Annotated in this window: 20 protein-coding genes and 1 pseudogene; 14 read left to right on the forward strand and 7 right to left on the reverse strand. The window is 73.1% G+C overall.

From position 1 onward, the window contains the following. Window positions 1–45 precede the first annotated feature (45 nt). Complete coding sequence (locus BLU95_RS24095; RefSeq protein ID WP_093861837.1) at window positions 46–1293, forward strand: sensor histidine kinase; 1248 nt, start codon at window positions 46–48, stop codon at window positions 1291–1293. A 25-nt stretch (window positions 1294–1318) separates the two neighbouring features. On the opposite strand, the pseudogene BLU95_RS24100 reads toward BLU95_RS24095, so the two are convergent. Both BLU95_RS24100 and BLU95_RS24105 read right to left on the reverse strand, forming a co-directional pair. Continuing rightward, window positions 1319–1609, reverse strand: a pseudogene (locus BLU95_RS24100) (ester cyclase); the annotation flags it as partial. 124 nt (window positions 1610–1733) lie between these two features. Next, window positions 1734–2297, reverse strand: coding sequence for a GtrA family protein (locus tag BLU95_RS24105; RefSeq protein WP_159424983.1), 564 nt, complete (start codon window positions 2295–2297; stop codon window positions 1734–1736). Window positions 2298–2538: 241 nt separating this feature from the next. Between BLU95_RS24105 and BLU95_RS24110 the strand changes: the two genes are divergently transcribed. Genes BLU95_RS24110 through BLU95_RS24120 form a run of 3 tightly spaced genes read left to right on the forward strand, consistent with a single transcriptional unit; the run spans window position 2539 to window position 5488 of the window. Then, window positions 2539–3696, forward strand: coding sequence for a 5-(carboxyamino)imidazole ribonucleotide synthase (locus BLU95_RS24110; RefSeq protein ID WP_286158581.1), 1158 nt, complete (start codon window positions 2539–2541; stop codon window positions 3694–3696). Continuing rightward, a complete protein-coding gene (gene purE, locus BLU95_RS24115) occupies window positions 3693–4235 on the forward strand; it encodes a 5-(carboxyamino)imidazole ribonucleotide mutase (RefSeq protein WP_093861839.1) in 543 nt (180 codons plus the stop codon). The genes BLU95_RS24110 and purE overlap by 4 nt, the downstream gene beginning before the upstream one ends. A 35-nt stretch (window positions 4236–4270) precedes the next feature. Beyond that, the gene (locus tag BLU95_RS24120) at window positions 4271–5488 is read left to right on the forward strand and encodes a dipeptidase (protein ID WP_093861840.1); all 1218 of its coding nucleotides are present in this window, start codon (window positions 4271–4273) and stop codon (window positions 5486–5488) included. A 93-nt stretch (window positions 5489–5581) separates the two neighbouring features. On the opposite strand, the gene BLU95_RS24125 is transcribed toward BLU95_RS24120, so the two are convergent. Continuing rightward, a complete protein-coding gene (locus tag BLU95_RS24125; protein WP_093861841.1) occupies window positions 5582–5995 on the reverse strand; it encodes a CoA-binding protein in 414 nt (137 codons plus the stop codon). Window positions 5996–6032: 37 nt separating this feature from the next. After that, window positions 6033–7370, reverse strand: a complete 1338-nt coding sequence (locus tag BLU95_RS24130) for a UDP-glucose dehydrogenase family protein (RefSeq protein WP_030393457.1) — start codon at window positions 7368–7370, stop codon at window positions 6033–6035. Between the two features lie 161 nt (window positions 7371–7531). On the opposite strand from BLU95_RS24130, the gene BLU95_RS24135 reads away from it, so the two are divergent. From BLU95_RS24135 to BLU95_RS24155, 5 genes are all read left to right on the forward strand, one after another. Beyond that, window positions 7532–8710: an LCP family protein gene (locus tag BLU95_RS24135; RefSeq protein WP_093861842.1), complete on the forward strand. Its 1179-nt coding sequence runs from the start codon at window positions 7532–7534 to the stop codon at window positions 8708–8710. A 107-nt stretch (window positions 8711–8817) separates the two neighbouring features. After that, window positions 8818–9984 carry an acyl-CoA dehydrogenase family protein gene (locus BLU95_RS24140; protein ID WP_093861843.1) on the forward strand — a complete coding sequence of 389 codons (1167 nt, stop codon included), beginning with the start codon at window positions 8818–8820 and terminating at the stop codon, window positions 9982–9984. A gap of 240 nt (window positions 9985–10224) precedes the next feature. After that, window positions 10225–11085, forward strand: a complete 861-nt coding sequence (locus BLU95_RS24145; protein ID WP_093861844.1) for an oxidoreductase — start codon at window positions 10225–10227, stop codon at window positions 11083–11085. 172 nt (window positions 11086–11257) lie between these two features. Next, window positions 11258–12505 (forward strand): beta-ketoacyl-[acyl-carrier-protein] synthase family protein, encoded by a 1248-nt coding sequence (locus BLU95_RS24150; protein WP_093861845.1) that lies wholly within the window; start codon window positions 11258–11260, stop codon window positions 12503–12505. Window positions 12506–12593: 88 nt separating this feature from the next. After that, the gene (locus BLU95_RS24155) at window positions 12594–13091 is read left to right on the forward strand and encodes a GNAT family N-acetyltransferase (RefSeq protein WP_093861846.1); all 498 of its coding nucleotides are present in this window, start codon (window positions 12594–12596) and stop codon (window positions 13089–13091) included. Window positions 13092–13170: 79 nt separating this feature from the next. Here BLU95_RS24155 and BLU95_RS24160 read toward each other — a convergent pair whose 3' ends face one another. After that, entirely contained in the window at window positions 13171–13770 is a 600-nt protein-coding gene (locus BLU95_RS24160; protein WP_093861847.1) for a hypothetical protein, read from the reverse strand. 249 nt (window positions 13771–14019) lie between these two features. Between BLU95_RS24160 and BLU95_RS24165 the strand changes: the two genes are divergently transcribed. Both BLU95_RS24165 and BLU95_RS24170 read left to right on the forward strand, forming a co-directional pair. Continuing rightward, a complete protein-coding gene (locus tag BLU95_RS24165; RefSeq protein WP_231977752.1) occupies window positions 14020–14673 on the forward strand; it encodes a class I SAM-dependent DNA methyltransferase in 654 nt (217 codons plus the stop codon). 128 nt (window positions 14674–14801) lie between these two features. Further along, on the forward strand, window positions 14802–15296 hold the full coding sequence (locus BLU95_RS24170; RefSeq protein WP_093861848.1) for a peptidylprolyl isomerase: 495 nt from the start codon (window positions 14802–14804) through the stop codon (window positions 15294–15296). 110 nt (window positions 15297–15406) lie between these two features. On the opposite strand, the gene BLU95_RS44315 is transcribed toward BLU95_RS24170, so the two are convergent. Then, complete coding sequence (locus BLU95_RS44315; RefSeq protein WP_231977753.1) at window positions 15407–15919, reverse strand: DoxX family protein; 513 nt, start codon at window positions 15917–15919, stop codon at window positions 15407–15409. A gap of 43 nt (window positions 15920–15962) precedes the next feature. On the opposite strand from BLU95_RS44315, the gene BLU95_RS24180 reads away from it, so the two are divergent. Then, on the forward strand, window positions 15963–16529 hold the full coding sequence (locus BLU95_RS24180) for a TetR/AcrR family transcriptional regulator (protein WP_093861849.1): 567 nt from the start codon (window positions 15963–15965) through the stop codon (window positions 16527–16529). Window positions 16530–16633: 104 nt separating this feature from the next. Here the strand turns inward: BLU95_RS24180 and BLU95_RS24185 are convergent, their stop codons facing one another. After that, window positions 16634–17158 carry a peptidylprolyl isomerase gene (locus BLU95_RS24185; protein ID WP_093861850.1) on the reverse strand — a complete coding sequence of 175 codons (525 nt, stop codon included), beginning with the start codon at window positions 17156–17158 and terminating at the stop codon, window positions 16634–16636. 224 nt (window positions 17159–17382) lie between these two features. Between BLU95_RS24185 and BLU95_RS24190 the strand changes: the two genes are divergently transcribed. Together BLU95_RS24190 and BLU95_RS24195 are read left to right on the forward strand one after the other, a co-directional pair. Further along, window positions 17383–17814, forward strand: a complete 432-nt coding sequence (locus BLU95_RS24190) for a ribonuclease domain-containing protein (protein WP_093861851.1) — start codon at window positions 17383–17385, stop codon at window positions 17812–17814. A 1-nt stretch (window position 17815) separates the two neighbouring features. After that, the gene (locus tag BLU95_RS24195) at window positions 17816–18256 is read left to right on the forward strand and encodes a barstar family protein (RefSeq protein WP_107452590.1); all 441 of its coding nucleotides are present in this window, start codon (window positions 17816–17818) and stop codon (window positions 18254–18256) included. The last annotated feature ends 16 nt before the right edge of the window (window positions 18257–18272 follow it).

Below are 18272 nucleotides of genomic sequence, written 5' to 3' on the forward strand. Positions count from 1 at the left end.
CGGACGCCCCGGCCGGGGGCGCCCACCACCGTCGGGAGCGGCAGCGTGAAACGCCGAATGATCAACTCGCTGCTGGGCGTCGTCCTGGTGGTCGTCGTGGTGTTCTGCGTCCCGCTGGCGGTGGTGGAGAAGCGCACCATCGTCAGCTCCGCCCAGGACCGGGTGGACGCCGCCGCCGTCCGGGTGCTCGCCCTGGTGGAGAACCGGCTCGCCGCCAACGAGCCGGTCACCGGCGACAAGTTCGCCAACCAGGTCTCCGAGGGCCAGTACGTCGAGGTGGACATCCCCGGCCGGGCGATCGTCTCCAGCGGGCAGCGGCCCGACGGCGACCACGTGCTCAAGGCGGTCGAACGCGGCGCCAGCGGCGAGACCGTCACCGTCGAGCAGTCCCGCGAGGCGGTCGACCACGAGATCGCCAACATGCTGCTGCTGCTCGGCGTGGTCGCGCTGCTCGCCGTGCAGGCCGCCGTCGCCCTCGCCGTCTGGCAGGCCAAGCGGCTCGCCCAGCCGCTCACCGACCTCGCCGAGACCGCCGAGCGGCTCGGCTCCGGCGACCCGCGCCCGCGCGACCGCCGCTACGGCGTGCCCGAGCTCGACCGGGTCGCCGAGGTGCTCGACGTCAGCGCCGAACGGATCGCCCGGATGCTCACCGCCGAGCGCCGGCTCGCCGCCGACGCCTCGCACCAGCTGCGCACCCCGCTCACCGCGCTCTCCATGCGGCTGGAGGAGATCACCGCGCTGGCCGAGGACCCGGACACGGTCAAGGAGGAGGCCACCATCGCCCTCCAGCAGGTCGAGCGGCTCACCGACGTCGTCCAGCGGCTGCTGACCACCCAGCGCGACCCGCGCAGCCCCACCGCCGTCGCCTTCGACGTCGACGACGTGGTCAAGCAGCAGGTCGAGGAGTGGGGGCCGTCGCTGCGCGGCACCGGGCGGGTGCTCCAGGTCGAGGGACTGCGCGGGGTCACCGCCGTCGGCACCCCCGGCACGGTCGCCCAGGTGCTGGCCACCCTGATCGAGAACTCGCTGATGCACGGCGCCGGCACGGTCACCCTGCGGGTCCGGCCGTCCGGGACGTCCGTGGTGGTCGAGGTGCAGGACGAGGGCCCCGGCGTTCCGCCCGAGCTGGGCAACCGGGTGTTCGAGCGCGCGGTCAGCGGCCGCAACTCGACCGGCATCGGGCTGGCCGTCGCCCGCGACCTCGCGGAGGCGGACGGCGGGCGGCTGGAGCTGCTCTCGCTGCGGCCGGCGGTGTTCGCGCTCTTCCTCGGCCGCAGCCGGCGCGAGGTCTGAGCGAGGCCGTCGCGACCGGTCAGAACCGCTCGTCGCGGACCACGTCCAGGTCGGTGAAGGTGGGCGGCGCGTCGCACAGCGCCACCATCTCGCGGTAGATCCGGTCGGTCTCCGGCAGGTTCGAGTTGCGCATGGCGTCCTCGTACGAGGCGAACTCGACGATCTCCACCACGTGCCGCGGGTCCGAGCGGTCGGTGCCGACCATCGCGTGGTCGACGGTCCGCCGGCCCTCGGTCTTCTCGGCCCAGCGGTCCATCAGGCCGTTGAGCTCTTCCATCCGGTCGGTCCGGCACTCGATGATCTGGACGAAGGTCATGGCGAGCCTCCTGGGTCCCCCCGGGGCCTCGATCGTTCGCCGGCCGTGCTCGCCCTCGGTCACCACTCTCCTCCTGCCGCGCCGGGGGCGGCAAGGCGGGAGGAGGGGACGGGGGAGCGCGGGCCTACTCGGCCTTGGCGAGCCGGGTGCGCTCGGCGGCCAGCACCAGCTCGGCCTGGGCGACCACCGCGGCGGCCGGGGCGTCCTGGACGGTCGGCTGCTCGGCCGCGGGCTCTGCGGGGAGTTCCGGCAGTGCCTTGAAGACCCACGTCCGGTAGGAGAAGAACCGGAAGACCGTTCCGGCGGTCAGACCGATGACGTTCTTGGCGATCAGCTGGCTGGTGGCCGAGTCGTAGCCGAGGACGTGCACCGAGAAGCCGTTGATGCCGTTCTCGATCAGCATGCCGATACCGCTGAAGATCAGGAAGAGGGTGATCTCGCGCTTGCGCGAGGCCGTGTCCCGGTCGCGGTAGAGCCAGTAGCGGTAGCCGAGGTAGTTGGTGCCGATCGCGACCGAGGTGGCGATCCAGCCCGAGAGGGAGTTGATCGGACCGGTCGCCTTCAGGCAGACCCAGAAGACACCGGCATTGACGATCACGCCGCTCAGGCCGACGATGCCGAACTTCACGACCTCGCCCTTGATCCCGCGCAGCTTCTGCGCCAGGTCCGACACCGTGGTCGTCGCCATACCGGGCTGCCTCCATGTGCGTGCGGGACGAAAGGTCGCCGGGGCGGGTGCCGCGGTTCCCTTGAGCCCTGCGTGCACGCACATGATCGGACCGCGCGTATCAGGACCTGGCCGTCCAGGCTACCCGGTTCCGCCGATCGGCTCAGCCCCCCGGGGTGGGCCTTGCCGAACCCCGGAGTAGGGACGCGGTCGCGGCGGGAGCGGTTCCACGGCCTCCGACCGGCCCGGATATCCTGGCGGGGTGACTTCCCCGGGCAACGCGAATTTTCCAGTGGTGGGCATGATCGGCGGCGGGCAGCTTGCCCGCATGGCACACCAGGCGGGCATCCCGCTCGGAGTCCGGTTCAAGCTCCTCGCCGACACTCCCCAGGACTCGGCCGCACAGGTCGTCTCCGACGTCGTCCTCGGCGACTACCGCGACCTCGACACCCTGCGCCGCTTCGCGGCCGGCTGCGACGTGATCACCTTCGACCACGAGCACGTGCCGACCGAGCACCTGCGGGCCCTGCAGGCCGACGGCATCGCCGTCCGGCCCGGGCCGGACGCGCTGGTCAACGCCCAGGACAAGGGCGTGATGCGGGCCAAGCTCGACTCCATCGGCGTCCCCTGCCCCCGGCACCGGATCGTCGCCGACCCGGCCGACGTGACCGCGTTCGCCGAGGAGGGCACCGGCTACCCGGTGGTCCTGAAGACCGTCCGCGGCGGCTACGACGGCAAGGGCGTCTGGGTGGTCGGCGACGAGGACGCGGCCGCGGCCCCGTTCCTCGCCGGTGTCCCGGTGCTCGCCGAGGAGAAGGTCGACTTCGTCCGCGAGCTGGCGGCCAACGTGGTCCGCTCGCCCAGCGGCCAGGCGGTCGCCTACCCGGTGGTGGAGAGCGTCCAGGAGAACGGCGTCTGCGCCGAGGTCACCGCCCCCGCGCCGGACCTCGACCCCGCGCTGTCCGACGAGGCCCAGCAGCTGGCCCTGCGGATCGCCGGCGAGCTGGACATCACCGGCCACCTCGCGGTCGAGCTGTTCCAGACCCGGGACGGCCGGATCCTGGTCAACGAGCTGGCCATGCGCCCGCACAACTCCGGTCACTGGAGCCAGGACGGCGCGGTCACCTCGCAGTTCGAGAACCACCTGCGGGCCGTCCTCGACCTGCCGCTCGGCGACCCCCGGCCGCGCGCCAGGTGGACCGTGATGGTCAACGTCCTCGGCGGCGACTACCCGGACATGTACCGCGCCTTCCTGCACTGCATGGCCCGCGACCCGGGGCTGCGCATCCACATGTACGGCAAGGACGTGAAGCCCGGCCGCAAGGTCGGCCACGTCAACGTTTTCGGGGACGACCTCGAGGACGTCCGTGAGCGCGCCCGCCACGCGGCCGCCTACCTGCGAGGAACGATCACCGAATGACCGCCCCCACCGCCCCCACCTCTCCTCTCGTCGGCATCGTCATGGGCTCGGACTCCGACTGGCCCGTGATGGAGGCGGCCGCCCAGGCGCTCGACGAGTTCGAGATCCCCTACGAGGTCGACGTCGTCTCCGCGCACCGGATGCCGCGCGAGATGGTCGCGTACGGCGAGAGCGCCCACAAGCGCGGTCTGAAGGCGATCGTCGCGGGCGCGGGCGGCGCCGCCCACCTGCCCGGCATGCTCGCCTCCGTCACCCCGCTGCCGGTGATCGGCGTGCCGGTGCCGCTGCGCTACCTGGACGGCATGGACAGCCTGCTGTCGATCGTGCAGATGCCGGCCGGCGTCCCGGTGGCGACCGTCTCGGTGGCGGGCGCGCGCAACGCGGGCCTGCTCGCGGTGCGGATGCTGGCCGCGTTCGACCCGGAGCTCACCGAGCGGATGACCGAGTTCCAGGCCGAGCTGAACAGCCAGGCCACCGAGAAGGGCAAGAAGCTCCGGGCCAAGGTGGCGGGTTCCGCCTCGTTCGGCTTCGGAAAGTAGTCATAAAAGCAGTCTGGTCGGATACAACAGCTCGTATGACCTCTGAGCTGCTGGATTCCACGCCCGCCGCCCTGCTGGAGCGCGCCCGGGCCGTCCTTCGCACCGCCCCCGTGGTGGACGGCCACAACGACCTCCCGTGGGCGATGCGCGAGCAGGTCGGCTACGACCTCGACGCGCTCGACCTGGCCGCCGACCAGAGCACCCGGCTGCACACCGACCTCGTCCGCCTCACCGCGGGCGGGGTCGGCGCGCAGTTCTGGTCCGTCTACGTGCCCAGCCGGCTCGCCGGGGACCACGCCGTGAGCGCCACTCTGGAGCAGATCGACTTCGTGCACGCCCTGGTCGACCGCTTCCCCGACCGGCTGCGGCTCGCGCTCACCGCCGACGACCTGGAGGCCGCCCGCGCCGAGGGCCGGATCGCCTCCCTGATCGGCGCCGAGGGCGGTCACTCGATCGACTGCTCGCTCGCCACCCTGCGCGCCCTGCACGCGCTCGGCGTCCGCTACATGACGCTCACCCACAACGACAACACGCCGTGGGCCGACTCCGCCACCGACGAGCCCGCGGCCGGCGGCCTCACCGCCTTCGGCGAGGAGGTCGTCCGGGAGATGAACCGGCTCGGCATGCTGGTCGACCTCTCGCACGTCTCCGCCGACACCATGCGCGACGCCCTGCGGGTCAGCGAGGCCCCGGTGCTGTTCTCGCACTCCTCGTCCCGCGCGGTCTGCGCCCACCCGCGGAACGTCCCGGACGACGTGCTCGCCCGCCTCGCCGACAACGGCGGCGTCGCGATGGCCACCTTCGTGCCCAAGTTCATCCTGCCCGCCGCGATCGAGTGGACCGCCGCCGCCGACGAGAACATGCGCGCCCACGGCTTCGACCACCTCGACACCACCCCGGCCGGGATGGCCTGCCAGCGCGCCTACGAGGAGGCGAACCCGCGCCCGGTCGCCACCGTCACCACCGTCGCCGACCACCTCGACCACATGCGGGAGGTCGCCGGTGTCGACCACATCGGCATCGGCGGCGACTTCGACGGCACCGCGTTCCTCCCGGACGGCCTCGACGACGTCGCCGGCTATCCCAACCTGATCGCCGAACTGCTGCGCCGAGGCTGGTCGGAGGGCGACCTCGCCAAGCTCACCTGGCACAACGCCGTCCGCGTGCTGCGCGACGCGGAGAGCGCCGCCGCCCGCCTGCGCGAGGCGGGGCGGGCACCGTCCATCGCCACCCTCGCGCGCCTGGACGGCTGACCCCGCCCGCACGGCCGACCCCGTGGGCCCGGTGGGGCGGTCCGAGCGCCCCACCGGGCCCGCGAGGTCGGCGCCCGACCGGCCCCGGCGGGCTCAGCCCAGCCGCGGGAACTCGATCGCGGGGCACTTGTCCATGACCATCTCCAGCCCGGCGGCGGTGGTCCGGGCGTAGGCCGCCTCGTCCACCACACCGAGCTGGAACCAGACCGCCTTCGCCCCCACGGCCACCGCCTGGTCCGCCACCTCCCCGGCCAGTGCGCTGTTCACGAACACGTCCACCACGTCGACCTCGAACGGGATGTCCGCGAGGGAGGCGTACCCCGGCTCGCCGAGGACCGTCTCGGCCTTCGGGTGCACGGGCACGATCCGCTTGCCGCGCTCCTGCAGGAACCGGGCCACGCCGTGGGCGGCCCGGGCGGTGTTGGTGGACAGGCCGACCACCGCCCAGGTGTCACCCTCACCGGTGAGGATGGAGCGGACCGTCGCTTCGTCGCCGTAGTTCGTCATGCCCGGGGCAACGAAGGCCGGTGGCCCGGGATTCCCGTCAGCTCGGGCGGCCGAGCGCGCGGTAGGTCCAGCCGGCGGCGCGCCAGGCGTCGGCGTCCAGGACGTTGCGGCCGTCGAGCAGGCGGCGCTCGGCCACGACCGCGCCCAGCTCGGCCGGGTCGAGCGCGCGGAACTCCTGCCACTCGGTGAGGTGCAGGACGACGTGCGCGCCCTCGGCGGCCTCCAGCGCGGAGTCGGCGTAGGCGAGCCCGGGGAACATCTTGCGCGCGTTGTCCATCGCCTTGGGGTCGTAGACGGTGACCTGCGCGCCCTGGAGCTGGATCTGGGCGGCCACGTTGAGCGCGGGCGAGTCGCGGATGTCGTCCGAGTTGGGCTTGAACGCGGCGCCGAGGACGGCGATCCGCCGGCCCAGGAAGCCGCCGGCGCACTGCTCGCGCGCCAGCTCGACCATCCGGGAGCGGCGGCGCATGTTGATCGAGTCGACCTCGCGGAGGAAGGTCAGCGCCTGGTCGGCGCCCAGTTCGCCGGCCCGCGCCATGAACGCCCGGATGTCCTTGGGCAGACAGCCGCCGCCGAAGCCCAGACCGGAGTTGAGGAACTTGCCGCCGATCCGGTCGTCCAGCGCGAGTGCCGCGCTCAGCTGGGTGACGTCCGCGCCGGCCGCCTCGCAGACCTCGGCCATCGCGTTGATGAAGGAGATCTTGGTGGCCAGGAAGGAGTTGGCCGCGGTCTTCACCAGCTCGGCGGTCGCGTAGTCGGTGACCAGGAACGGCACCCCGGCGGCGATCGGCTCGGCGTACACCTCGCGCAGCAGTTCCTCGGCCCGCCCGCCGCGGGCGCCGATCACGATCCGGTCCGGGCGCAGGGTGTCCTGGACGGCGAAGCCCTCGCGCAGGAACTCGGGGTTCCAGGCGAGTTCGGCGCCCTCGCCGACCGGGGCCAGCGCGGCCAGCCGCTCGGCCAGCCGGCCCGCCGAGCCGACCGGGACGGTGGACTTGCCGACCACCAGCACCGGGCGGGTCAGATGCGGGGCGAGCGAGTCGATCGCGGCGTCCACGTACGACATGTCGGCCGCGAACTCGCCCTTGCGCTGCGGGGTGTTGACGCAGACGAAGTGCACGTCGCCGAACTCGGCGGCCTCCTGCGCGGAGGTGGTGAAGCGCAGCCGCCCGGTCGAACCCTCGTGCCCCGCCACGTGCTTGAGCAGCAGCTCGGACAGGCCCGGCTCGTACATCGGGACCTGGCCGGCGGTGAGGGTGGCGATCTTCTCCGGGTCGATGTCCAGACCCAGCACCTCGAAGCCGAACTCCGCCATGGCGGCGGCGTGGGTGGCGCCGAGATAGCCGGTACCGATCACGGAGATGCGGAGGGTCACGGTTTCCCCTTCGGGCGGGCGACGGGCGAGGGTGGACGCGGTCCCACCGGGCCGCGCCCACCGATGCTATCCGGCCGTGGGGAAAGCGCCCAGACCGTCCCGGTTCCGGCCGTTGTCCCGAAAGCTCCCCGCGCGGCCCGGGGCGGCGGCACAATACGCACATGGAGCCGGAGGACGAGCAGTCTGGCGAGCCCGCGCCGCGGCCGGTGCCGTCCGGCCTGAGCCTCTTCGAACCGGCGTCCGGTGCGCCGGGTGCCGAGGAGGGCCCTGCCGACGACGCCGAGGACCCGCCGCCCGACCGCGAGCCGCCGGCCCGGCGCCGCCGGACCCGCCGGGTGCTGCTCTGGACCCTCTCCGCCCTGCTCGTCCTCGTCGTCGGCGGCTGCGGCGCCCTCTGGTGGACCGCCGAGCACTACGCCTCCTCCGTGCACCGGATCCCGGACGCCTTCCCGACCGCGCCGGAGTCGGCGCAGCCGAAGCCCGTCCCGGGCAGCGGGCTCAACCTGCTGCTGGTCGGTCTGGACGCCCGCTCCGACACCCCCACCACCGGCAGCGCGGCCAAGGCCCCGGCCTGGCAGGCCGGGGCGGCCCGCAGCGACACCATGATGCTGCTGCACCTCTCCGACGACCGGAGCTCGGCGACCCTGGTCTCACTGCCCCGGGACAGCTGGGTGCCGGTCCCGGGGCACGGCGAGGCCAAGCTGAACGCCGCCTACTCCTGGGGCGGCCCGGCCCTGATGACCGAGACCGTGCAGAACCTCACCGGCATCCGGATCGACCACCTCGCCGTGATCGACTGGAACGGCTTCCGCGCCCTCACCGACGCCGTCGGCGGTGTGGACATCACCGTTCCGCGCACCATCGAGGGCGTCGGCGAGGCCCGCGCCTGGGAGGCCGGCACCCACCACATGGACGGTGCCACGGCCTTGCTCTACGTCCGCGAGCGCTACGGGCTGCCCGGCGGCGACCTCGACCGGACCAAGCGCCAGCAGAACTTCCTGCGCGCCCTGATGCTCAAGGTGATGGACTCCGGCACGCTCACCAGCCCGTCGCGGCTGGGCGGTCTGCTGGGCACCGTCGGCGAGGTGGTCAGCGTGGACGACCGGCTGTCCAACACCGACCTGTTCCAGCTCGCCTGGGGCCTGCGCTCGCTGCGTGCCGACAGCGTCCGTTTCATGAACGCGCCGTTCGGTGGGTTCGCCACCCGGGGCGAGCAGAGCGTGGTGCTGCTGGCGGACCGCCCGGCGGCGCAGCTGTGGGAGGCGATCCGCAACGACCGGACGGACCAGTACTTCCAGGAGCACCGGGCCGGCGACACCCTCGGCACGGACGTGGACTGACCGGAAACACATGTCCTAGGCAGCCGCAGGTCGGCGCCCTAGGATCACTACCCGGCGGTAACCGACCGGCCGCAGGGCCGGCACGACTCTTCGAAGAGGCAGGCATCATGGCGGGCGGCGCAGGCGCGGCGGACTTCGATCTCTTCCGGATCTCCGAGGAGCACGTGATGCTCCGTGAGGCGGTGCGTTCGCTGGCCGAGGCGAAGATCGCTCCGTTCGCGGCGGAGGTGGACGAGGCGGGGCGGTTCCCGCAGGAGGCGCTGGACGCGTTGCAGGGCAACGATCTGCACGCGGTGCACGTGCCGGAGGAGTTCGGGGGTTCCGGGGCGGACGCGCTGGCGACGGTGATCGTGATCGAGGAGGTGGCGCGGGTGTGCGCCTCGTCGTCGTTGATCCCGGCGGTGAACAAGCTGGGTTCGCTGCCGGTGCAGCTGTCGGGTTCGGAGGAGCTGAAGGCCAGGTACCTGGGGGCGCTGGCCCGGGGCGAGGGCATGTTCTCGTACTGCCTGTCGGAGCCGGACGCCGGGTCCGACGCGGCGGGCATGAAGACCCGGGCCGTGCGGGACGGGGACTTCTGGGTGCTGAACGGTGTGAAGCGCTGGATCACCAACGCGGGGGTGTCGGAGTTCTACACGGTGATGGCGGTGACGGACCCGGAGCTGCGGTCCAGGGGGATCTCGGCGTTCGTGGTGGAGAAGGGCGACGAGGGGGTGTCGTTCGGTGCTCCCGAGCGGAAGCTGGGCATCAAGGGCTCGCCGACGCGTGAGGTGTACTTCGACAACGTGCGGATCCCGGCGGACCGGATGATCGGTGCGGAGGGTACGGGGTTCGCGACGGCGATGCGGACGCTGGACCACACGCGGGTGACGATCGCGGCGCAGGCGCTGGGGATCGCGCAGGGCGCGCTGGACTACGCGAAGGGGTATGTGCGGGAGCGCAGGCAGTTCGGGAAGCCGATCGGTGATTTCCAGGGTGTGCAGTTCATGCTGGCGGACATGGCGATGAAGCTGGAGGCGGCGCGTCAGTTGACGTACGCGGCGGCGGCGCGGTCGCAGCGGGAGGACGGGGACCTGACGTTCTTCGGGGCGGCGGCGAAGTGCTTCGCGTCGGACGCGGCGATGGAGATCACGACGGACGCGGTGCAGTTGCTGGGCGGTTACGGGTACACGCGGGACTACCCGTTGGAGCGGATGATGCGGGACGCGAAGATCACGCAGATCTACGAGGGCACCAACCAGATCCAGCGCATCGTGATGGCCCGCAACCTGCCGTAGCCCGGATCCGCCGGAAAGCACGGTCCGCGCCCTCCCGCGCGGACACCCCGGGAGCCCCCGGCCGAGCACGACCCGGCCGGGGGCTCCCGGCGTCGCGGCGGCCGGTCCGGCCGGGACGTCCTGCCGGCCGGAACGCCTTTCCGGCCGGGACGCATTTTTCCTCGACGCCCGGTCCGCCGGCGCCGTAGAAGTGATCGTCAACTTCCCTGCCGGGAAGACGATCACGGGAGGAACGCACGCATGGGCGACACGTCGACCGACATCCCCGCCGGCCGGGTCTGGCTGATCACCGGGGCCAACTCCGGCTTCGGACTGGCCCTCGCCGGGGCCGCGCTCGCCGCCGGCGACACCGTGGTGGCCGCGGTCCGGCGAACCGAGACCCTGGCCGAGGTGGCCGGGGCGCACCCCGGCCGACTGGTGCCCGTCCGACTGGACGTCACCGACCACGACCGGATCGCCGCCGTGGTGGCGGACACCGTGGAGCGGTACGGCCGGATCGACGTCCTGGTCAACAACGCCGGCCGCGGTCTGGTCGGCGCCGTCGAGGAGTACACCGACCGCGAGCTGCGCGACCACATGGACCTGCACTTCTTCGGTCCGGTCGCGCTCACCCGGGCCGTCCTGCCGCACATGCGGGAACGCGGATCGGGTGCCGTGGTCCAGATGTCCAGCATGGGCGGCCGCTTGAGCTTCCCGGGCATCGGGGCCTACTCGGCGACCAAGTTCGCCCTGGAGGGCCTGTCCGAGGCGCTGGCCGCGGAGGTGGCGGGCTTCGGCGTCAAGGTGCTGATCGTCGAGCCGGGCTCCTTCCGGACCTCCTTCGCCGAGCGGGGCGCGCTCGCCTTCGCCACCGCCCTGCCCGTCTACGACGGGATCGTCGGGCCGGTCCGCGAGGGGCTGCCGGAGGTCGCGGGAAAGCAGCTCGGCGACCCGGAGCGGGCGGCCGCCGCGATCCTGGCCGCCCTGGCCGCCGAGCGGACCCCACTGCGGCTGCCGCTCGGCAGCGACGCCGTCGACGCCGTGCTCGGCAGTCTGGAGGCGTCCGTCGAGGAGCTCCGCGGCTGGGAGTCGGTGGGCCGTTCCACCGACTTTGACGCCTAGCGAGGACCTGTTGACTTCCTCCAATCCCACGGTGTTCGAATCGGTTGGCTGACACACCTGAATGCCCATCAGGGCCGTGGCAGTGTGGCCGGTGTGGCGAAAGTCCCCGTGCTGACCGGTGCGGGGAGTTGTGGCCACCCCACAGTCCCGCACGAGTCAGGGAGTTCCTTCGATGGGTACCGACAACCACGCGTCCCGAGCCGTCGCCCCCGAGCCGGTGCTGGTCACCGGTCTCGGGGCGACCACTCCGCTCGGCGGCGACGTCCCCTCGACCTGGGCGGCGATGGTGGCCGGCGACACCGGCGTCCGGCCGATCGCGGCCGACTGGGCGGCCCGGCTCCCGGTCCGGATCGCCGGGCAGCTCGCGGTCGAGCCGACCGAGGTGCTGGACCGGGTCCTGGCCCGGCGGCTCGACCGCTGCGAACAGGTCGCGCTGGTCGCCGCCCGCCAGGCCTGGGCCGATGCCGGCCGTCCCGAGGTGGACGGTGAGCGGCTGGCCGTGGTGATCGGCACCGGTACCGGCGGCGCGCTCACCATGCTCGGCCAGGACGACGTCCTCGAGGCCTCCGGCGTCCGCAAGGTGTCCCCGCACACCGTGCCGATGCTGATGGCCAACGGTCCGGCCGCCTGGGTCTCGATCGAACTCGGCGCCCGGGCCGGCGCGCACACCCCGGTGAGCGCCTGCGCGTCCGGGGCCGAGGCGATCGCCCTCGGCCTGGACCTGATCCGGCTCGGCCGGGCCGATGTGGTGGTGGCGGGCGGCGCCGAGGCGTGCGTCTGTCCGCTGACCCTGGCCGGTTTCGCCCAGGCCCGGGCCCACTCGCTGCGCAACGACGAGCCCGGCCGGGCCTCCCGGCCGTTCGACGTCGACCGGGACGGCTTCGTGATCGGCGAGGGCGCGGCTGTCGTGGTGCTGGAGCGGGCCGGTTTCGCCGCCGCGCGCCGGGCCCGCGCCCACGCCGTGCTGGCCGGCGCGGCCGTCACCTCGGACGCCCACCACATCACCGCGGCCGCAGCCGAGGGGCAGGTCCGGGCGATCCGCCGGGCGGTGTCCGGGGCGGGGCTGTCGCCGCGGGACATCGGGCTCGTCCACGCCCACGCCACCTCCACCCAGCTCGGCGACCGGACCGAGGCGGAGTCGGTCACCGCGGCGATCGGCTCCCACCCGGTGGTGACCGCCACCAAGTCGATGACCGGCCACCTCTTCGGCGCGGCGGGCGCGCTGGGGGCGCTCGCCTCGGTCCTCGCGCTGCGCGAGGGCATCGTGCCGCCCACCCGCAACCTGGAGCGGCAGGACCCGACGGTCGGGCTGGACGTGGTCACGGGGGCCGCTCGCCGGGGGCCGGTCGGGGCGGTGCTCACCAATGCCTTCGGTTTCGGCGGGCACAACGCCTCGCTGGTGTTCACGGCCGCGCCGTGAGGCAGTGCGCGGGGCTCCGGGACCCGGGCCGCCGGGGCGGCGGGAAATCCGGGAGACCGGCGGGCGGGCACTCACTACTCTGACCGGCATGTCCACGGAATCCGCGCTGCCCGCAGCCCCGGCCGCCCTGCGGCTCGAACCCGTCACCCCGAACAACATCGACGCCGCGCTGGAGCTGGAGGTCCGTCCGGACCAGGCGCACCTGGTCGCCCCGGTGGCCAAGTCGCTGGCCGAGGCGTACGCGCACGGCGCGACGGCCTGGCCGAGGCTGGTCTACGACGGCGACCGGCCGGTCGGCTTCGTGATGGCGTTCTTCGACGTCACCTTCTACCCGGACCGGCCGGGCGACCTGCCGCGCTCCGGACTCTGGCGCCTCAACATCGCCGCCGGCACCCAGGGCAAGGGTTACGGCCGCTTCGCCGTGGAGCAGGTCGCCGCGGAGATCCGCCGCCGCGGCGGCAGCCGGGTCACGGTCACCTATGTGCCGGGGGAGGACGGCCCGGCGGGGTTCTACGAGCGTCTCGGCTTCCGCCCGACCGGGGAGTTCAGCGGGGACCAGGCGGTCGCGGAGCTGGAGCTGTCCTGAAGGGACGGGCGGGCGACCCGGCCGCCGCCGGGTCGCCCGCCGTTCGTCGTCCCGGGGCCGGGCCGGCCCCGGCGCGGGCTCAGCCGACCAGCAGGAACTTGGTGGTCGGCACACCGCGGATGGTGGCGCAGTCCAGGTTCGAGGTGGTGGTGCTGTAGGTCCAGCCGCGGGGGACGTCACAGGCCCAGAGGCCGTTGCGCGGGGTGCGGAGGTGGAAGGTGGTGGCCTGGACGCCCTGGTTCAGGCTGCACCCGGAGGTGTAGCTGACGTAGTCGTAGGTGAAGGCGGGGGTGCCGACGCAGGCGGTGAGGCCGTCGTACGGGGTGCGCAGGTGGTACATGTTCGAGGTCACGCCGGACTGCTGGCTGCAGGACAGGCCCCAGGTGATGTTGTCGTAGACGAAGCCCGGCGCGCTCATACAGGCGGTCAGCCCGTCGACCGGGGTGCGCAGGTGGAACTGCGGCGAGTTCCAGGTGCCGCCGCCACTGCAGCTGCGGTTCATGGACACCTGGTCGTAGACGTAGCCGGCCGGGACGGAGCAGGCCCAGCTGCCGTCCAGCCCCGTGGTGGTGGCGGAGGCGTTGGTGGCGGTGACCGCGCCGGAGAGCATCAGCGCCACTGCGGCGAGGACCGCCAGCAGGGCGTTGCGGACGGAACGGACGGTTCGTGCGACGGACATGGTTCTCCTTCGGTCGGAGGAGTTGCCGGTGGGTGCACGGTGCGGGTGACGATGATCGCGGGTGAGCGTTCACTGTCGCCGACGGTTCTAGCACGCACGGCGGGCCGTCACCTCGGTGATCCGTTCGAGTTGATCGTTCCGCCGGCCGCCGTCTAGTCGTAGCCGCGCGCTTCCTCCGGTCCGGCTCGGTCGATCACCGCCACCACCCCTGCCGCATCCGGCGCAGTGCCCCCGGTAGGGTCGGTCGCCGTGACCACCGCCGAGCCCGAATTCCTCACCGCCGCACGGACGTTCTACGACTCCGTCGCCGCCGACTACGCCGACCGCTACCGCGACGCGCTGGCCGCGATGCCCTGGGACCGCGCCCTGCTCGGGGTGTTCGCCGAACTGGTGACGACGGCCGGCGGCGGCCGGGTCGCCGACCTGGGCTGCGGTCCGGGCCGGATCACCGGCCACCTGGCCGGGCTCGGCCTGGACGTTTCCGGTCTCGACCTCTCCCCGCGCATGGTCGAACTGGCCCGTGCCGCCCACCCGGCGATTCCCTTCGCGACCGGGTCCCTGCTCGATCTGCCCTACCGTGACGGCGAGTTGGCCGGCGCTGTCGCCTGGTACTCGATCATCCACACCCCCGCCGGACAACTCCCGCGGGTGTTCGCGGAGTTCCACCGCGTCCTGGCCCCCGGCGCCCCGCTGCTGCTGGCCTTCCAGGTGGGGGACGACGTCCTGCGGCTCGAGCGGCCCTTCGGCCGCCCCGTCGCCCTGGACTTCCGTCGCGGGCGGCCGGAGCGGATCGAGGCGCTGGCCGGGGCGGCCGGCCTGACGGTCACCACCCGCCTGGTCCGCGAACCGGAACCCGACGAGCGGACCCCGCAGGCGTACCTGCTGGCCCACCGGGCGGCGTAGCGGGCGGGCTGTCCCGGGGCGTCCGACGGCGACCCGGGCGGCCGGCTCCGGTCGGGGAAGTCCGGCTCCGGCCCGGTCGTCGGGGGGTGTGCCGCGCGACGGGGCGCCCGGCATGCCATGATCCCTGCATGGGTTCCAACGTTTTCTTCGACATCACCATCAACGACGAGCCGGCCGGCCGGATCGTCTTCACGCTCTTCGACGACGTCGTCCCGAAGACCGCGCAGAACTTCCGCGAGCTCGCCACCGGCCAGCACGGCTTCGGCTACGAGGGCTCGTCGTTCCACCGCGTCATCCCGGGCTTCATGCTCCAGGGCGGTGACTTCACCCGCGGTGACGGCACCGGCGGCAAGAGCATCTACGGCGAGAAGTTCGCGGACGAGAACTTCGACCTCAAGCACACCAAGCCGGGCCAGCTCTCGATGGCCAACGCGGGCAAGAACACCAACGGCTCGCAGTTCTTCATCACCACCATCGTCACCGACTGGCTGGACGGCAAGCACGTCGTCTTCGGCGAGGTCGTCGAGGGCCTGGACCTGGTGCAGAAGATCGAGGGCCTCGGCTCGCAGAGCGGCCGTACCAAGGCCAAGGTCACCATCGCCAAGTCCGGCATCGTGGAGTAAGGGCTCACCCCTTCTCGCATTCGGACGCGGCCCGCAGCTCGAGCGGGCCGCGTCCGCGCGTTTCCGGGCCCGTCGGCCTCCCGCTCCGGTGCGGTGCTCCGGTGCGCTGCTCAGAGCGCCGCCGCGACCGCGGCCGCGACGAACAGCACCTGCAGCGCGGTGCGCGCGGGCAGCGGGGTGACGGGCTTCCCGGCGAGGGTGCCGCCGGTGCGGGCGGCGTGCACGTTGGCGGGGAACATCGCGAGCATCAGCAGGGCGAGTCCGGCGGCGGCGTAGGGGGCGAGCGGCGGGACGAGGAGCCCGGCGGCACCGGCCAGTTCGAGGACGCCGGTGAGCGTGATGAGCAGTTCGGGGCGGGGGAGCACCGGTGGGACCATCGCGACGAAGTCGCGCCGGAAGGCGGGCAGGAAGTGCGGCACGCCGGTGGTGACGAACATCAGGGCGAGCGCGCCGCGCACGGCGGGCTGCCAGGCGTCGAGGGTGTCGACGGCGAGGAGCCCGAGCAGGCGGAGGACGGCGAAGCCACCGAGAAGGGCGATGAGGGGGCCATGGCGGACTCTCCAAGCTTGTCGCTGGTCAATCTTGTCACTGGAAAGATTGGCTCGGGCGAGCAAACTTGTCAATGCCTAGATATGCTCGGGGGGTCGCCGACGAGAGGGATGTGCCATGGGCAGGGCCGAGAGCTACCACCACGGGAATCTGCGGCGGGCCGTGCTGGACGCCGCGATCGCGGCGATCACGGAGTCCGGGCCGTCCGGCTGGAGCCTGCGGGAGCTGGCACGCCGGGCGGAGGTCTCGCACGCGGCGCCGGCGCACCACTTCGGCGACAAGGCGGGGGTGCTGACGGCGGTGGCGGCGGAGGGCTTCGAGCTGTTCGCGGACGCGCTGGAGCGGGCGGCGGGGGATCCGTACGGGTCCGGGGTGGCGTACGTGCGGTTCGCGGTGGACCACCGGGCGTACTTCGAGGTGATGTTCCGGCCGGAGCTGTACCGGGCGGACGACCCGGAGATGGCACTGGCGCGTGAGCGCGCGGGGGCGGTGCTCGCGGCCAGCGGCCGGGAGCTGTCCCGGGGGGAGCGGCCCGACCGGGCGACGACCATCGCCGCGTGGTCACTGGCGCACGGCTTCGCGAGCCTCTGGCTGAACGGCGCCCTGCCGGAGAGCGGGGCCGGGGTGGACGTGGAGGAGCTGGCCCGGGAGGTGCTGCGGGTGGTGTTCGGCCGGGCGGAGTAGGAAGTCCGGCCGGGGGGAGTGGGAAGTCCGGTCGGGCGGAGTGGGAAGTCCGGCCGTGAGGAGTGGGAAGTCGGACGCGCCGACCTCCCACTCCTCACGCCGGTCTACCGCCGCTCGACGGTCACCGACTCGATGACCACGGGCTCCAGCGGCCGGTCGCCCGGCCCGGTCGGGGTGGCCGCGATGGCGTCCACCACCTTCTGGCCGGCCGCGTCGGCGACCTCGCCGAAGATGGTGTGCTTGCGGTTGAGGTGCGGGGTCGCCCGGGTGGTGATGAAGAACTGCGAACCATTGGTGTTCGGGCCCGCGTTGGCCATCGCCAGCAGGTACGGCTTGGTGAAGTACAGCTCGGGGTGGAACTCGTCGGCGAACTCGTACCCGGGCCCGCCCGTGCCGTCGCCCAGCGGATCGCCGCCCTGGATCATGAAGTTGGGGATGACCCGGTGGAACGTCGTCCCGTCGTACAGCGGAGCCGTGGTGACCGCCCCGGTCGCCGGATCGGTCCACTCCCGCCCGCCCTCGGCCAGCTCCACGAAGTTGCGCACGGTCTTCGGCGTGTGGAACTGGAAGAGCTTGACGGTGATCTCGCCGTGGTTGGTCTTGAGGACGGCGTAGTGCTGCGAGCCCATGGACTGGAGACCCTTTCAACGAATCGACCGGACCCACCCGATCCTCCCACGCCGCCCCACCTCCACCGGTCCCCGCCGGGGCTTCGCCGGCGCCTCCGCGGGCGGTGGGGGGTGTCACTCGGACGGGTGGGGGGTGGGGTGGGGGCGGCGTGGCCCGGTGGGTGTTCGGCGGCTGTGCGGTACCCCTTCTGTGCACACACCCCCGCACCGAATCGGGAACCCCCATGACCCTCCGCCGTCCGGCCTGGGGCGCGCTCGTCCTCGCCCTGGCCTGTTCGCTCGCCCCCGCCGCCCCCGCGCCGGCAGCCGCGCCGGCCGTCCGGGCGGTCCTCCAACCCCCGCTCCCCGTCGAGGAGTTCCCGGGGCAGGTCGAACGGGCCTGCCACATCTGGCGGGGCATCGGGTGGCCCATCAACTCCCGCCCGGTCGACTTCCGGATTCCGGGCCCGGCGTACATCCGGGGCAGCAACCCGTACGGCAATCGCAGCGGGGACCTCCCGTCCGGCGGCGCCTACCACGAGTACGACGTCAACCCCCGCCCGACGCCCGCCACCCACCGGGACGCCGAGCGCCTGGTCCGCGACGACAACTCCGAGCGGACCTGGTACACCGACGACCACTACGCCAACTTCCGCGAGATCTCCGGAGGCTGCTGACGTGCCCGCGGCTTCCGGCCCCCCGCTCGGTCCGGCCCGGTGGGACCTCCTGCCGGGCCGGACCTGGGCGGGCTTCGCAACCGGTGCGGACCGGCTCCGCCTCGTCCGGGGCGCGAACTGCCGTACCGCGGCCGCCCTGTTCGCCGAGTGGGCGCGGGCGCTCCCGTTCCCCGGCTACTTCGGCCACAACTGGGACGCCTTCGAGGAGTGCCTCAACGACGCGCTCCGCCCGCCCGGTGCCGGATCGGCGGTGCCCCGCCTCCTCGTCCTCGTCGTGGACGCCGACGCCGTCCTGGCGGACGAGCCGCCGGACCGGCTCGCCCTGCTCCTCGAGATCCTGGACGCGGCCGCCGGCGGTGGCCTCCGCGTGCTGTTCGTCGCGGACCCGCCCGGGGCCGGTGCGGCCGAGGCCCGTCTCCGCGCGGCCGGCCCGAGCGACTGAGCCGGGCGGCCGCGCC

It is taken from the genome of Streptomyces sp. TLI_053 (genome assembly GCF_900105395.1).
Taxonomy (GTDB): Bacteria; Actinomycetota; Actinomycetes; order Streptomycetales; family Streptomycetaceae; genus Kitasatospora.